Genomic DNA, 14,313 nt, shown 5'->3' on the forward strand with positions numbered 1-14,313 from the left:
GACCCGGACTCCGGCGAGTGGGGCGATCGCGTGGTTGTGGTGCATGGTGCTCCCTCTGTGCAAGCGTTCGTCAGCGAAAGGATCGGCGAAGGCAACTAGACCATGACGTTCCCTCCAGATCAGGCGTGCGCCGACAGGATCAGGCGTGCGCCGAAGACGGCGCCGTTGCCGCTTCAGCACGAGCGGCCCATCGGCGCGCGAGCGCTGCGCACACCATGAGCTGCATCTGGTGGAAGAGCATGAGCGGAAGAACCATCAGCCCCACCGTCGGGCCGGCGAACAGCACCGAAGCCATGGGGACGCCCGTGGCGAGGCTCTTCTTCGACCCGCAGAAGATGATCGCCGCCCGGTCCTCGTGGCCGAATCCCAGCCGTCGGCTTGCGTAGCCCGTCAGCGCGAGCACCGCGGCCAGCAGCAGCGCATTCACGAGCAGCAGTCCGCCGAAGCGGGACGGGGCGAGCTGCCCCCAGATCCCTCCGACGACGCCTTCGCTGAACGCGCCGTACACGACGATCAGGATCGAACCCCTGTCCACGAGCGTCAGCACCTTGCGATGTCGGCCCATCCAGCCAACGATCCAGCGGCGGGCGAACTGTCCGCCCAGGAAAGGCAGGAGCAGCCGCAGCACGATGTCCAGCATCTGGCCGCCGAAGTTGGCGCCGCCGTGGCTGGCGTTGAGCAGGACTGCGGCAAGCAGGGGCGTGACCACGATGCCGGCCAGGTTGGAGAAGGTCGCACTGCAGACGGCGGCGGCCACGTTGCCCCGCGCGATCGAGGTGAACGCGATCGAGGACTGCACCGTGGAAGGCAGCAGGCAGAGGAAGAGCACCCCCTGAAAGAGCTGGGGTCCGAGAAGGGCGGGCTCCAGCAGCCGCGCGGCGAGTCCCAGGAGAGGGAAGACCACGAACGTCACAGCGAGGACGATGGCGTGCAGCCGCCACTGGCGCAGGCCGTCGAGCGCCTCCCGGGGGGAGAGCCTGGCTCCGTACAGGAAGAACAGCAGCGCGACCGCGACCGTCTGGAGATCCGTGACCCCGTTGGCGACCGCACCGCGCGCCGGCAACAGCGAGGCGACGCCGACGGTGATGAGGAGCGCGGTGATGAACGGGTCGAGAGGCCAGCGGCGTAGCAGGGACAGTGTCAGACGGCGGGGCATAGTTCCAATTGTCCCGAACGTCCGGTGCATCCCGAAAGTAGCAGGCCGAACTGACAGGCATCGTGAACCGTCATCAGGGGGCTGGGAATCGGCCCGCCGCTGCGGCAGGGGCGGGCAACCAGTGGACAGACCTGTGGTTCGACCCCCTTTCTGGGGTAGCACTGGAACATGACGTCGATTGCAGTCCGCCCCGCAGCGAGGCGCCCCGGACAGAAGGCCGTGCAGTCCCTCGTCGAGGACCTCCGCCGAAGGATCGAGGGCGACGTCGACGATTCCTCGCTCGCGAAAGCCCTCTACTCCTCGGACGCCACGAACTATCGCGTGGTACCGAGCGTCGTCGTGCTCCCGCGCTCGCGGGACGACGTCCTCGTGGCCGTCGCCGCAGCGCGCGAGCGCCGCATCCCCGTGACGGTGCGCGGAGCGGGCACCTCGATGGCTGGGAACGCGATCGGTCCGGGTCTCGTGATCGACTTCTCCCGCTACCTCCATCGCGTCCTCTCCGTCGACCCCGAGGCGCGGACCGCCGTCGTCGAACCCGGCGTGGTGCTCGCCGACCTCGAGGCGGCGTGCGCACCGCACGGCCTGCGTTTCGGGCCCGACCCGGCGAGCGGCTCCCGTTGCACGCTCGGCGGCATGATCGGCAACAACGCGTGCGGCGCCCACGCGATGTCCTACGGCAGGACGGCGGACAACGTCCTCTCCCTGACGTGGCTCACCGGCACGGGCGAGGTCATCACGGCCTCGTCCGGCCCGGAGGCGTTCGAGGCCGTCCGTGGGCTCGGCGAGTTCGTCGACCGGCACCTCCAGGTCCTGAGGAAGGAGTTCGGCCGCTTCAGCCGGCAGGTCTCGGGCTACTCCCTCGACCACCTGCTCCCCGAGAAGGGCCGCAACCTCGCGGCCGCGCTCGTGGGCGTCGAGGGCACCTGCGGGGTGCTCCTCGAGGCCACCCTCCGACTCGTCCCCCGGGCCAAGGCGCCCGCGCTCGCGGTCCTCGGCTACCGCGACCTCGCCACCGCGGCCGACGACGTCCCAAACCTCCTTCCCTTCCGTCCCCTTGCGCTCGAAGGACTCGACACTCGGCTGCTCGATGCCCTGCGGCGCGCGAAGGGCGCGGACAGCGTGCCGGAAATCCCGGAGGGCGGGTGCCTGCTGCTCGCCGAGGTGCCGGGGGATACGCCGGAGGAGGCTGAGCGGGCCGCACGAAGGCTTGTCGACGCCGCGGCCACGAGCGAGTCCCAGGTCCTGCCCGCAGGGGAGCAGAGCGCCCGGCTGTGGCGCATCCGCGAGGACGCCGCGGGGCTCGCTGGGCGGACCGAGAAGGACGACCAGGCGTGGCCCGGCTGGGAGGACTCAGCCGTTCCGCCGGAGCGGCTCGGCGACTACCTCCGCGACCTTGCCGGGCTCCTCGACGACGAGGGCCTCACGGGGATGGCCTACGGGCACCTCGGCGACGGCTGCGTGCACCTGCGCATCGACTTCCCGCTCGAGCACGACGGCACGCTCATGCGCCGCTTCCTCGAGCGGGCAGCGGCTCTCGTGGCGAGGCACGGCGGCTCGCTTTCGGGGGAGCACGGCGACGGCCGCGCCCGTTCGGAGCTGCTGGGCGCCATGTACAGCGCGGACGCCCTCGCCGCGATGGCGGAGTTCAAGGCGATCTTCGACCCCGAGGACTTCCTGAACCCGGGCATCGTGGTGGATCCCGCGCCGCTCGACGCAGACCTCCGCCGACCGCGCGCCGTCGAGCTCCACGTCACCCGAGGCTTCGCGTTCGCGCACGACGGCGGGAGCGTCACCAAAGCGGTCCACCGCTGCGTGGGCGTCGGCAAGTGCCGGGCGGACCCGCGCGGCGCAGGCGGGTTCATGTGCCCCTCGTATATCGCCACGCGCGAGGAGAAGGACTCGACGCGCGGCCGGGCCCGGGCCCTCCAGGAGATGCTCAACGGCGGAGTCGTGCAGCTCGGCTGGCGGTCGCCCGAGGTGCACGCGGCCCTCGACCTGTGCCTGAGCTGCAAGGCATGTTCGACCGACTGTCCCACGGGCATCGACATGGCGATGTACAAGTCCCAGACGCTGTACGAGACGTATCGGGGGCGGCTCCGGCCACGGAGCCACTACTCGCTCGGGCGGCTCCCGCAGTGGCTGCGCCTGGCGGTCCCGTTCGCTCCGCTCGCCAATCTCGTCGGCCGTGTCCCGCCCCTTCGGAAGGCCGTCCTAGCTCTCATGGGCGCTGACACCCGCCGCTCGCTCCCTCGCCTCCCGAGGGCGCCGTTCCGGTGGGACCTGCGCTCGCGCCGTCGTCGTCCCGGCCCCGAGGGTGCCCCGAAGGCGCTGCTCTGGGTCGACACGTTCTCCGACGCCCTCGATCCCGAGATCCCGCGAGCGGCCCTCGAGGTCCTCGAAGCCGCAGGGTGCGATGTCGAGGTCGCGGGCCCGGGCGCGTGCTGCGGGCTCACCTACATCTCGACAGGCCAGCTCGACGCCGCAAAGTCCCGCCTCCGGAACACCCTCGACGCGCTCATCCCGCACGTGAGGGAGGGGAGAACAGTCGTCGGCCTCGAGCCGAGCTGCACCGCCGTCCTCCGCTCGGATCTCCTCGAGCTCCTGCCGGACGAACCGCGGGCCAAGGAGCTCGCGGGCGCCGTCAAGACCGTGGCCGAGTACCTCACGTCGATCGACTGGACGCCGCCGCGCGCCGCCGAGGAACTCCTCGTCCAGCCGCACTGCCATCAGTATTCGGTGATGGGCTACGGCGCCGACCAGAAGCTGCTCGAAGCGATGGGCTGTGAAGTCGAGGTCTCGGCGGGCTGCTGCGGCCTCGCGGGGAACTTCGGGATGGAGCGGGGCCACTACGAGGTCTCGGAGACGATCGCGCGGGGCGGAATCCTCGCGAAGGCCGAGGCCTCGCCGGATCGCGCGATCCTGGCCGACGGGTTCTCGTGCCGGACTCAAGTCCGCGACCTCGCCGGCCTCGAGAGCCGCCACCTCGTCCAGATCCTCGCCGAGGCGCTGCGCAAGGACGGCGGCAGGTGAGCGCGGGCATTTCCGTGATGCTCATCGTTCCGGACGCCGCGGCCGCGGTCGTGTGGTACCGGGAGGCGATGGGCGCCGTCGAACTCTGGAACCTCGGGGGAGTCGCGGGCCTCGCCGTCGACGGCGCACCGTTCTTCCTGCACGAGGCGAACCCGGACAATCCTGCCGAGACGAGTCCCGATCGCGTCGGGGCAACGAGCGTGCGCGTCGAGGTGTTCGTCGACGACCCGGACGCCGTCGTCGAGCGCGCGCTCGCGGCGGGGGCGACGCCGGGTTCTCCCGTCGAGGACCACGAGAGGCCCTGGGGCGTGCACCGGCAGGGCGGCTTCACCGACCCGTTCGGCCACGTGTGGTCGGTGGGCGACAGGTCCCCGCTGCATGGGCTGGGGGGCCGGAGCCCAGCTGGCTGAGGCCGGAGGCGTCCGAGCGCGCACACGTGCTTCGAGGGCGCAGGTCTGCTTCGAGAACGTACGTTTGCGCGCAGGGAAACGTACGCCCTCGAGCGAAACGTGCGCCCTCGAGCGAAACGTGCGCCTTCGTGAGCCGGCGCCCCCTGCTAGACCCGCACCGCCGTGAGGTCGAAGATCACACGCCCCGCCTTGAGCGCCTTGTTCTCGAAGCTCGTGAGCACCCGGCCCTCGAAGCGGGGCGCCCACCCGCCGACGTCGTCGGTCTCGCCCGTCGGTTCGCAGTCGACGCCGGAGGCCCACGCCGCCGTGAGGGGGCTCGTGGCCCCTGCCAGCTCGCCGTCGTGCCCGTTGCGGAACGCTGGCGAGGCGGCAACGACGTCGCGCATCTGCTGCGCGTAGCCGGACCAGTCCGTGGCGAGCCGCCAGAGACCCTCAGGCTCGAGGACGCGGGCGGCGAGGTCCGCGAAGGAGTCCTTCACCAGACGGCGCTTGTGGTGCTTCGTCTTGTGCCACGGATCGGGGAAGAACACCCAGAGCTCGCGCACCGATGCCGCGGGCAGCATGCTCCCGAGGACCTCCGGGGCGTTCGCCTGCGCCACGCGCACGTTCGTGAGGCCGCGCTGGCCGATCCGCAGGAGCGTGTTCGCCAGGCCGGGGCGGTAGACCTCGACGGCGAGGAAGTTCCGCTCCGGGTTCGCCTCCGCGGCAGCCACGATCGCCTCGCCGAGGCCCGAGCCGATCTCGACGACGAGCGGGGCCTTCCGCCCGAACTCGGCTTCGGCGTCGAACACGTAATCCGGGTGCACGGACGTGTCCGCGACCTGTCGCGGAACGTCGACGACGAACGCGTCCGCGTGCTCGTCCCACGCCTGCTGGCGGCGCCCCTGCAGCCGCGTGCCGCGACGGACGAAGCTCACGGGCTGACGTCGGTAGGTGCCGAAGGAGGCTTGGCTGCCGGGGGTGATCGGGTTGCCGGCGGAGTTCTCGGCCCCGACGGACTCTGGGTGCTGCTCGCTCATCGCCCCCAAGCCTAGTGGCGGGAGCTAGCTGGTCAGGTCCTTCGCCCGGGTCTCGGGGATCGTCAGGACGACGGCGGCCGAGACGACGGCCATGAGGACGGCGTACCCGTTGAACATCCAGGGCTGCTTCACGACGTCGGTGAAGAGCGTCTGCAGGTACGGGGCCGTCCCCCCGAACAGCGCCACGCAGATCGAGTACGGCACCCCCACACCCACGGTGCGGATCGAGGTCGGGAACAGCTCGGCATAGACGGCCGGGACGATCGAGGCAGAGGCAGCAATGAACACGAGCATGACGGACATGGCGATGAAGAGCTGCCAGGCCGAGTCCTTGAGGAGCGCCTGCATCGGGAAGTTCAGCGCGGCCGCGCCGATGGCGCTGACGAGCAGCACCGGCTTGCGCCCGATCCGATCGCTCAGCTTGCCCCACAGCGGGAGGGCGATGAGGAAGACGACGTTCGCAGCGACGCCGGCCCACAGGGCCTGTCCGGGGTCGATCTTGAGGGCGGTCGCGGCGTAGGTCGGGGCCACGATGGCCCACACGTAGTACACGATCGTCAGCCCGACGGTGAGCCCGATGACCTGGAACGCCTGCTTGCGGTGCCTGACGATCTCGGCCCACAGCTTGGGCTTCACCCGCGCGACCTTGATCTCGGCCTCTTCCTCTTCGAAGATCTCGGTCTCCTTGAGCCGTGCGCGCATCACGAGGCCCCACAGGCCGAGCACCGCGCCCACGAAGAACGGGATGCGCCAGCCGAAGGCCCCCATCTGGTCCTTGCTCAGGACCATGGTGAACACCGCGCCCATGAGGACGCCGGCGACCGTCCCGATGGTGCCTGAGAAGTAGATGAGGGTGGACCAGAGGCCGCGCTTCTCGCGTGGCGCCGTCTCGGCCAGGAACGTCTGCGAGGACGGAAGCTCGCCGCCGTGCGCGACGCCCTGGACGAGCCGGGCGATGAGCAGCACGACGGAAGCGAAGGCGCCCACGGCTGCGAAGGTCGGTGCGATCGCGATGATGAGGCTCCCTGCCGAAGCGAGCCCGATGGAGAGCGTCATCGACGTCTTGCGCCCGAGGCGGTCGCCGATCCAGCCGAAGAGGAAGCCGCCGAACGGGCGGGCAAGGAAGCCGACGGCGAAGATCGCGAGCGTCGACAGGATGGCGGACGTCGGATTGGCCGGGTTGAACAGCTGCTTCGAGAAGAAGGGGGCGAACGTCGCGTAGACGCCCCAGTCGAACCATTCGGCCGCGTTGCCGATGCCGGTGCTCAGGACCGTATGGCCGGTGCTGTTCCTGGGTCTGACGACGCTCGCGGCCGCCGTGCGCTCGGTTGGGGTGGTTCTGGCAGTCATGGTGTCTCCGTGGGGGTCTGGGGCCCGCTCAGCGGGCGGCGAGGTCGGCCGTCTTGGCAAGGGCGAGGTGGGCGTAGAGCGCGGCGCCGTCGCTCAGGACGGCGTCGTCGAAGGTCGCGAACGGGGAGTGGTTGAACGCGCTCGTGGCGTGGTCCGCACCGGCGGGCACCGCGCTGAGCCCGATGAAGCTGCCCGGCACCTCGGCGAGGACTCGCGAGAAGTCCTCCGAACCGCTCAGCGGCTGGGGGAGGCGGGCGTGGCGGCCGTCGAAGAGCTCGGCGATCGCAGCCTCGGCGAACTCGGTCTCGCGGCGGTCGGTCACGGTGAGCGGATACTCGGCCGCGTAGCGGACGTCGACGTCGAGGCCGTGGGCGTGGGCGATGCCCTCGAGGAGCCGCGGGATCACCGCCTGCATGCGCTCGCGGTGGGCGTCGGAGAACGTGCGGATGGTCGCGTCGAACTCGGCGGTGTCGGGGATGATGTTGCGCTTGGTCCCTGCCGCAAGCCGGCCGACCGTCACCACGACGGGGTCGAACATGTCGAATTGGCGAGTGACCATCGTCTGGAGCGCAAGCACCATTTCGGCGGCGACGGTCACGGGATCCTTGGCTGCGTGCGGGGCGGAGCCGTGGCCGCCCGCCCCACGGACCGTCACGAACAGCCCGTCGGAGGCGCTCATCATGACGCCGGGGCGCGTCACGAACTGGCCGTGCGGCGCCATCGAGGAGAACACGTGCATGCCGAAGGCGGCGTCCGCGCGGCGACCGGCGGCGTCGAGCACGCCCTCGCGCACCATGACGCTCGCGCCGTCGTAGCCTTCCTCGCCCGGCTGGAACATGAAGACGACGTCGCCGGCGAGCCGGTGCCGGTTGTCGGCGAGGAGTGTCGCGGCGCCCAGGAGCATCGACGTGTGGAGGTCGTGGCCGCATGCGTGCATGGCGCCGTCGACCCGCGAGGCGAAGTCCGCGCCCGTGCGCTCCTGCACGGGGAGCGCGTCCATGTCGGCGCGGAGGAGGACGACCGGGCGGTCCCCGGGCGTCGAGGGAGACGCAGCGGACGACGGCGTCGCCGCGCCGTCGTCGTCAGCCACGCCACCGGTGCCCCGCAGCACGGCGGTGACCGACGTCGTGTCAGTTCCGGTGGTGATTTCGAGGCCGAGCCCGTCGATCACGGCGAGGACCTTCTCCTGTGTGCGGGGCAGCTCGAGGCCGATCTCGGGCTCCTGGTGGAGGGCGTGCCTCCACTGGACGAGCTCGTCGTGCAGTCCTCGTGCCTCGGCCGTCAGCTCCACCGTGTCTCCTCGCTTTCGCGCCCATCCTCAGGGGCTCCAGTGTGGCGTGCGCCACTCTCTCTCCAATATCAGCAAGTGTGCGGGACAGAATCTGAGTACGAGGGTTAGCTGCAATAATCCCTCACATGAATCAAGATCGGCAGCGCTTTCCCTCATTGGGTTCCCCCGCGGTCGAGTTCTCCGAGGACGACCTCGCACTCCTTCACGGACTGCAGATCGCTCCCCGCGCTCCGTGGCTGGAGGCGGCTGAGATCCTCGGCGCGCACCCCGCGACCCTCGCGCGCCGCTGGGAACGGCTCCGCTCGGCGGGCCTGGCGTGGATCACGGCCCACCTCAAGGGTGATCCCGCCGTGATGGTCCTCGCGTTCGTCGACGTCGAATGCGCGCCCGGCGAGCGCGAGGCGGCGACGGCGGCGCTGGCTGCGATCCCGGAGGTCCAGACGATCGATGTCGGGGCGAGCCACCCGGATCTCGCCCTGACGGTCTTCGCGAAGTCGCTCGTGGAATGCAGCGAGACCGTCCTGCCGCTCATCGCCGAGGCGCCGGGCGTCCGACGTGTGCAGACTCATCTGTGCACGCGCCTCCACTCTGGAGGGCATTCGTGGCGTCTTGCAGCCCTCGATCGCGCCCAGATCGCCGCTTTTTCGGAACTCGCCCGCGTCGAGCCGTTCACGGGCAGCGTGCCGTCCGGGTGCTACGACCTTCTGCCGATCCTCGCGAGAAACGGCAGGGCGAGCGCGGCGGAGATCTCGCGGGAGCTCGGTCGGAGCCCGGCGACGGCGCACCGCCAGCTCACCAGGGTGGTCGGCAGCGGGATGCTCTCGTTTCGGTGCGAGGTCGCGCAGGCGCGGGCTGGGTATCCGGTTGCGTGCAAGTGGCTCGCCAAGGTGCCGCCGGGCCAGCATGCGGCGGCAGCGGCTGCCATCGGTGGGCTGCGGAACCTCCGTCTCGTCGCGTCGACGACCGGCCAGACCAACTTCACGATCATGATGTGGCTCCGCACGGTCGCTGATGTCATGACGGCGGAGCTGGCCCTTCAGGAGCGGATTCCCGGGATCGAGCTGGTCGAGAGCGTCGTGATGCTCCGCGCGGTCAAGCGGGTCGGCGTCATGCTGCGCCCCGACGGGACGACGACCGGCGAGGTGGTCGCCGCTCCGGCCCTGATAGACTAGGAAAGTTGCGCGCTCGACTTCTCTTATTCAAGCCCAACATGCGTCGATGAACGCGTTGACAGGCCCGCCCGCTCGCTGAGGCGCTGCGGAGTAGGGCCCGGCTCCTTTCCTCGGCGAACCCGTGACGCCGACGTGGCCCATGGGACGATCCGATGCTGGAGTTGCCTTACCCATGCCTGCCCCCACCTTTGTCTCGCTCGGCGTACCCGCCGTCCTCGACCGCACCCTCGCTGCCCAAGGCATCGAGTCCCCGTTCCCGATCCAGACGGCCACCCTTCCGGACACCCTTGCCGGCCGCGACGTGCTTGGCCGCGGCCGCACCGGATCCGGCAAGACGCTCGCGTTCGCGATCCCGCTCGTGGCTCGCCTCGATGCCGCCGGCGCCGCCGTCGTCCGCGCACCCCGACGCCCTCTGGGGCTCGTACTCGCCCCCACCCGCGAGCTGGCCACCCAGATCAACGCGACTGTCGAACCGCTTGCCCACGCTGCCGGACTGAAGACCACCGTCATCTATGGCGGCGTCTCGCAGATGCGCCAGGAGCGGGCGCTCAATGCCGGCGTTGACATCGTCATCGCCTGCCCGGGCCGGCTCGAGGATCTCGGGCGCCAGGGACTCGTCGATCTCGGCCACGTCAAGGTCTCGGTGCTCGACGAGGCCGACCACATGGCGGACCTCGGCTTCCTCCCGGTCGTTCGGCGTCTCCTTGACACAACTCCGAAGGACGCCCAGCGCCTCCTCTTCTCGGCGACGCTGGACAACGGCGTCGACGCCCTCGTGAAGCGCTACCTCCACAACCCGCTCACGCATTCCGTGGACGAGGCGCGGGCCGCCGTGACCACGATGGAGCACCACGTCTTCGTCGCCGCCGACGCGGGTGCGAAGAAGAACCTGGTCCATGCGCTCGCCTCGGGCCAAGGCCGCCGCGTCCTCTTCATGCGGACCAAGCATCACGCGAAGCGTCTCGCGAAGCAGCTCACGCAGGCGGGGATCCCTGCCGTCGACCTCCACGGAAACCTCTCGCAGAACGCGCGGGACCGCAACTTGGCCGACTTCTCCTCGGGCGCCGTGCGCGTGCTCGTCGCGACGGATGTCGCCGCCCGTGGCGTGCACGTCGACGACGTCGAACTCGTCGTCCACGTCGATCCGCCGGCCGAGCACAAGTCGTACCTGCACCGCTCGGGTCGCACCGCCCGCGCGGGCTCCGAGGGAGCGGTCGTCACCGTCGCGCTTCCGGAGCAACAGCAGGAGGTGCGCCAGCTCCTCCGCCACGCCGGGGTCAAGGTGGAATTCCAGTCGGTGTCGTCGGCCTCGCCGGCCGTGGCCGAGCTCGTCGGTGAGCTGGCGGAGTACGTCGACCCCGCGGAGCGCGAGGCCGCCGTCGCGGCGAAGCAGCCTCGGCAGGGCGGCGGGACCTCGACGGGAGCGAACGCCCAGCGGAAGCGCTCTCGGCGCGGGCGCGGGCCGGGCGCGGGGACTTCGGAAGGCCGGAGCACAGCGGAGAGCCGGGGTGCTGCGGCACAGCGGACGACGGCGCGGCGCACTCCGGCGCAGGGCAAGCCTGCCGCGCAGGGCAAGTCTGCTCAGGCCTCTGCCCCGAGGAAGTCGTCTTCTGGAACGCCGAAGGGCAAGCCGTCGCAGGCCGCCGGGATGCATCAGGCGCCTGGCCGCTCTGCGGGCCAGAGCGGCGGGGCGGCGTCGACCCCCGGTCGCCGTGGGCCGCGTCGGGCTGGGGCTCCCGCCTCGAACACTCGTAGGGGCTGAGGATCCGCGTTCTCGGCGGCCTTCGCGCACGTGCTTTACTGAGCTTGGTGCGTGAGGCCCCGGACGCGGCTTCTGCGTGACACTTAACTATTTGCAGCTCGTGCAAGGCTCTCTCTGAGCGGCTCCCCTAGGGGCCGGGAACGGGAGAGCCCATGAACCTGTCGTGCCCTGGTACGCCGCCGTCTGGGAGTCGGGTTGGTTCTGGCCAGCAGGATCATTTCGGCGGTGTGTCCGGCAGTCATCGCCTCGCGAGCGAACCGGCCCAGCTGATCCGTCGGTGATCGCTGGGCCCGGTGACGACAAATGTCAGGGAGCACGGGCAGACTGGACCCATGAAGACCCTTCTCAACCTCATCTGGTTCGTCTTCGGCGGCTTTGTGCTCGCCCTCGGCTACTTCCTGGCTGGCATTGTCTGCTGCCTCCTCGTCGTCACGATCCCTTGGGGCATCGCGTCGTTCCGGATCGGCACCTACGCGCTCTGGCCGTTCGGCCGGACGGTCGTGGATCGGCACGAGCGGCCTGGCGTGGCGACCGAACTCGGCAACATCATCTGGCTCCTCGTGGCAGGCATCTGGATCGCGATCGGCCACGTTGCCACCGCGATCGCGATGGCCGCGACGATTGTCGGCATCCCTCTGGCCATTGCCAACATCAAGCTCATCCCGGTTTCGCTGTTCCCCCTCGGCAAGCGGATCGTCCGGTCGAACAGCCTCCTGCCCAGCTACAGCCACTGAGCCTTTCGGATTACCCCGCAGCAGCGGGTACTAACACAACTGTGTTCCAGAACACTTTGTGACACCGCGTCTCTGCGGCTATAAGTTGGGTACGACTAAGGAGGCCACATGCCGGAAATCGATCCTTCGTACGCGGGGGAATGGCGCTTCGACCCAGCCCACACACGCCTCGGATTCTCAACCCGCCACGCGATGGTCACGAAGGTGCGTGGATCCTTCAACGATGTCGAAGGTGTCATCAACGTCGATGCGGAGGACCCGACGGCCTCGAGTGTCAACGTGACGATCAAGGTCGCCAGCATCGATACGCGCAACGCCCAGCGCGACGAGCACCTTCGCACGAACGACTTCTTCGACGCGCCGCATTACCCCGAGATCACCTTCGTCAGCAAGCGGATTGATCAGGTGGAGGAGAACAGCTTCATCGTGAGCGGTGACCTCACGATCCGCGGCGTCACGAAGGAGATCGCCATCCCGCTCGAGTTCATCGGCGTCGAACGCGACCCGATGGGGAACCTCCGCGCTGGCTTCGAGGGCTCGCGCCGGATCGACCGGAAGGACTTCGGCGTGAACTGGAACGCGGCCCTCGACTCGGGCGGCGTGCTCGTCTCTGACCGCATCCTGCTCGAGTTCGAGATCTCGGCGGTCAAGACCGAGGCGTCCCAGAACTAGACCATGGACGCGAAGGGGGCGCCCGCGGGGCCGGCTCGGGCCGACCCGCTGGGCGCCTTCGTCGTCGTGGCTTTCGTCGAGCCGGTCGGGGTCGGCGCGCCGTTCAGCAAGCGGCAGTGGCCGCTCCACCTCACTCTCCTGCGCTTCGACTCGCCCCGCGTGCCTGCTCTGGAAGCGGTGGGCCGCGCGATCGCGTTCGACGACGGCCCGATTCCCGTCGTCGTCGCCGACGACGCCGACTTCGGCTTCCGAGGGCGCGTCCGGGTATCGCTCGTCGAGCCCGAGCCCCGGCTCCAAGCGCTGCACGACCGGATCGTTGCGGAGGTCGCTGCGGTGGTCGAGGCGACCGGCGGGAGGATCCACAGTCCGCAGCACACCGGGAAGGGCTTCCGGCCGCACATCAGTGTCCAGGGTGAGCGAAGGGTCCATCGCGGGGACAAGCTGATACTCGACACCTTTGCGCTCGTCGACATGGCGCCCGACGGCGACACCTCGCTCAGAGTCGCCGTGGCCGCGTGGGGCGACGGCGCTGGGCGGAACGCCAGGCGCTCCTAGGCCGTCATTCGGCGCTTGCGCGCCCGCCATCGCGGAGCCGCGCGAGCTCGTCGCGCAGGTTCGAGCGTGCATGGGCGAGCCACAGCTCGCGACCACGCAAGGTGTAGAAGAGCGGATCCAGGCCGAGGAGCTGGTCGAGGACCGCCGCGCGCCCGGCACGGAAGAGCTCCTCGGGCACGTGCGCGTACTCGGCTCGGACCTGCTGCGTGTACCGCCGATAGCCTGCTGGTTCCCGGCCGAGCACCGAAAGGTCCGCATCGGACAGAAGCTGCCCTCCGTCGTCGTCCGCTTCGGGCTGGTGATCGGCGGTGAGCCGGACGAGCCTCGCCACCTCACTCACCTCGCCGGGTGCGAGACCGGCATCGCGCAGCCGCGTCTCCGCGAGCAGCGCGGAATCCTCCTCGTCGCGTCCCGCCGTGCCTGCGTGCACCGCGTCGTGAAACCATGCGGCGAGTTCGACGGCGCGGGGTACTTCACGGTCGTCGGTGAGCCCCTGGAGAGCCGTGAGCACCGCGAAGAGGTGCGCTCCCGTGTGGTAGCGCCGGTGCGGCTCGGACCAACGTTCCAGGAGCTCCCCGCCGAGGGCCGCGCGTCCCGGGAGGAGCCGCTCCCACCTCTGTCTGAGCGGGGCTGCGAGGGCCTTGGGCCGCTCGCGGGCCGGGACGCGAAGGCCCGAAGCGATGAGTGCCCGCGCGAGGGTTCGCCCGTCGACGGGCAGGGCGCCCCTCCGTACCAAGTCCGCGTGCCGCCGCTCGGGGACGTCGTAGTGGTCTTCGTCGAAGGCCCGCTCGGGGATCTCCGCGGCCGCGGCGAACGCATGCAGCTCAGCAAGGGAAGCGTCGGAGACGAGGTGTGCGAAGACGGTCCCGTGCGCGGGCCACATCGGGGTATCGATGAGGATGGCCATGGGTTCCATTCTGGCCCTTCCGGGAGCGACTTGAGTTGCTCTTAAGACTTGAGCGGAGTACACTCAACTTACGTGCGTTGACCTAAGTAAGAACTATGCCTTTCAGTAGGAAGTGCACTTTCAAGTCCGCTAGCAGGGGGAAGGAGCTCGCATTGGACGTCAAATTCACCACCAAGAGCCAGGAGGCGCTCTCGGCTGCAGCGATGAACGCCTCGACGGCCGGCAATCCGCAGGTCGAGCCAGCCCACCTGCTCA

At 69.8% G+C, this 14,313-nt stretch carries 12 protein-coding genes; 7 read left to right on the forward strand and 5 right to left on the reverse strand.

Translation table 11 applies throughout. From position 1 onward, the window contains the following. Positions 1 to 139 precede the first annotated feature (139 nt). Complete coding sequence (locus V7053_RS14360) at positions 140 to 1,156, reverse strand: bile acid:sodium symporter family protein (RefSeq protein WP_334172956.1); 1,017 nt, start codon at positions 1,154 to 1,156, stop codon at positions 140 to 142. Between the two features lie 168 nt (positions 1,157 to 1,324). Here V7053_RS14360 and V7053_RS14365 point away from each other — a divergent pair, with 168 nt between their 5' ends. Then, positions 1,325 to 4,186 (forward strand): FAD-binding and (Fe-S)-binding domain-containing protein, encoded by a 2,862-nt coding sequence (locus V7053_RS14365; RefSeq protein WP_334172957.1) that lies wholly within the window; start codon positions 1,325 to 1,327, stop codon positions 4,184 to 4,186. Next, positions 4,183 to 4,596 carry a VOC family protein gene (locus V7053_RS14370; protein ID WP_334172958.1) on the forward strand — a complete coding sequence of 138 codons (414 nt, stop codon included), beginning with the start codon at positions 4,183 to 4,185 and terminating at the stop codon, positions 4,594 to 4,596. The genes V7053_RS14365 and V7053_RS14370 overlap by 4 nt, the downstream gene beginning before the upstream one ends. Positions 4,597 to 4,742: 146 nt before the next feature. On the opposite strand, the gene trmB is transcribed toward V7053_RS14370, so the two are convergent. Genes trmB through V7053_RS14385 form a run of 3 tightly spaced genes read right to left on the reverse strand, consistent with a single transcriptional unit; the run spans position 4,743 to position 8,256 of the window. After that, entirely contained in the window at positions 4,743 to 5,615 is an 873-nt protein-coding gene (gene trmB / locus V7053_RS14375; protein ID WP_334172959.1) for a tRNA (guanosine(46)-N7)-methyltransferase TrmB, read from the reverse strand. 24 nt (positions 5,616 to 5,639) lie between these two features. Continuing rightward, positions 5,640 to 6,965, reverse strand: coding sequence for an MFS transporter (locus tag V7053_RS14380; protein ID WP_334172960.1), 1,326 nt, complete (start codon positions 6,963 to 6,965; stop codon positions 5,640 to 5,642). Positions 6,966 to 6,993: 28 nt separating this feature from the next. After that, positions 6,994 to 8,256 (reverse strand): M20 metallopeptidase family protein, encoded by a 1,263-nt coding sequence (locus tag V7053_RS14385; protein ID WP_334172961.1) that lies wholly within the window; start codon positions 8,254 to 8,256, stop codon positions 6,994 to 6,996. A 125-nt stretch (positions 8,257 to 8,381) separates the two neighbouring features. Here V7053_RS14385 and V7053_RS14390 point away from each other — a divergent pair, with 125 nt between their 5' ends. The 5 genes from V7053_RS14390 (at position 8,382) to V7053_RS14410 (ending at position 13,151) form a co-directional block, all read left to right on the forward strand. Next, complete coding sequence (locus V7053_RS14390; RefSeq protein WP_334172962.1) at positions 8,382 to 9,428, forward strand: Lrp/AsnC family transcriptional regulator; 1,047 nt, start codon at positions 8,382 to 8,384, stop codon at positions 9,426 to 9,428. A gap of 172 nt (positions 9,429 to 9,600) precedes the next feature. Continuing rightward, positions 9,601 to 11,190 (forward strand): DEAD/DEAH box helicase, encoded by a 1,590-nt coding sequence (locus V7053_RS14395; protein WP_334172963.1) that lies wholly within the window; start codon positions 9,601 to 9,603, stop codon positions 11,188 to 11,190. 332 nt (positions 11,191 to 11,522) lie between these two features. Continuing rightward, the gene (locus tag V7053_RS14400; protein WP_334172964.1) at positions 11,523 to 11,924 is read left to right on the forward strand and encodes a YccF domain-containing protein; all 402 of its coding nucleotides are present in this window, start codon (positions 11,523 to 11,525) and stop codon (positions 11,922 to 11,924) included. 108 nt (positions 11,925 to 12,032) lie between these two features. After that, positions 12,033 to 12,596 carry a YceI family protein gene (locus V7053_RS14405; RefSeq protein WP_334172965.1) on the forward strand — a complete coding sequence of 188 codons (564 nt, stop codon included), beginning with the start codon at positions 12,033 to 12,035 and terminating at the stop codon, positions 12,594 to 12,596. A 3-nt stretch (positions 12,597 to 12,599) separates the two neighbouring features. After that, complete coding sequence (locus V7053_RS14410) at positions 12,600 to 13,151, forward strand: 2'-5' RNA ligase family protein (protein ID WP_334172966.1); 552 nt, start codon at positions 12,600 to 12,602, stop codon at positions 13,149 to 13,151. Between the two features lie 4 nt (positions 13,152 to 13,155). Here V7053_RS14410 and V7053_RS14415 read toward each other — a convergent pair whose 3' ends face one another. Next, complete coding sequence (locus V7053_RS14415; protein WP_334172967.1) at positions 13,156 to 14,058, reverse strand: DUF4031 domain-containing protein; 903 nt, start codon at positions 14,056 to 14,058, stop codon at positions 13,156 to 13,158. Positions 14,059 to 14,313 lie beyond the last annotated feature (255 nt).

The sequence above is a fragment of the Sinomonas sp. genome (genome assembly GCF_036848755.1).
Classification (GTDB): Bacteria; Actinomycetota; Actinomycetes; order Actinomycetales; family Micrococcaceae; genus Sinomonas.

What these genes read in the sequence shown, in the direction of transcription:
- V7053_RS14360 (WP_334172956.1), bottom strand. Translation starts at nt 1,156, where the DNA reads ATGCCCCGCCGTCTGACACTGTCCCTGCTACGCCGCTGGCCTCTCGAC.
- V7053_RS14365 (WP_334172957.1), top strand. Translation starts at nt 1,325, where the DNA reads ATGACGTCGATTGCAGTCCGCCCCGCAGCGAGGCGCCCCGGACAGAAG.
- trmB (WP_334172959.1), bottom strand. Translation starts at nt 5,615, where the DNA reads ATGAGCGAGCAGCACCCAGAGTCCGTCGGGGCCGAGAACTCCGCCGGC.
- V7053_RS14380 (WP_334172960.1), bottom strand. Translation starts at nt 6,965, where the DNA reads ATGACTGCCAGAACCACCCCAACCGAGCGCACGGCGGCCGCGAGCGTC.
- V7053_RS14390 (WP_334172962.1), top strand. Translation starts at nt 8,382, where the DNA reads ATGAATCAAGATCGGCAGCGCTTTCCCTCATTGGGTTCCCCCGCGGTC.
- V7053_RS14395 (WP_334172963.1), top strand. Translation starts at nt 9,601, where the DNA reads ATGCCTGCCCCCACCTTTGTCTCGCTCGGCGTACCCGCCGTCCTCGAC.
- V7053_RS14400 (WP_334172964.1), top strand. Translation starts at nt 11,523, where the DNA reads ATGAAGACCCTTCTCAACCTCATCTGGTTCGTCTTCGGCGGCTTTGTG.
- V7053_RS14405 (WP_334172965.1), top strand. Translation starts at nt 12,033, where the DNA reads ATGCCGGAAATCGATCCTTCGTACGCGGGGGAATGGCGCTTCGACCCA.
- V7053_RS14410 (WP_334172966.1), top strand. Translation starts at nt 12,600, where the DNA reads ATGGACGCGAAGGGGGCGCCCGCGGGGCCGGCTCGGGCCGACCCGCTG.
- V7053_RS14415 (WP_334172967.1), bottom strand. Translation starts at nt 14,058, where the DNA reads ATGGCCATCCTCATCGATACCCCGATGTGGCCCGCGCACGGGACCGTC.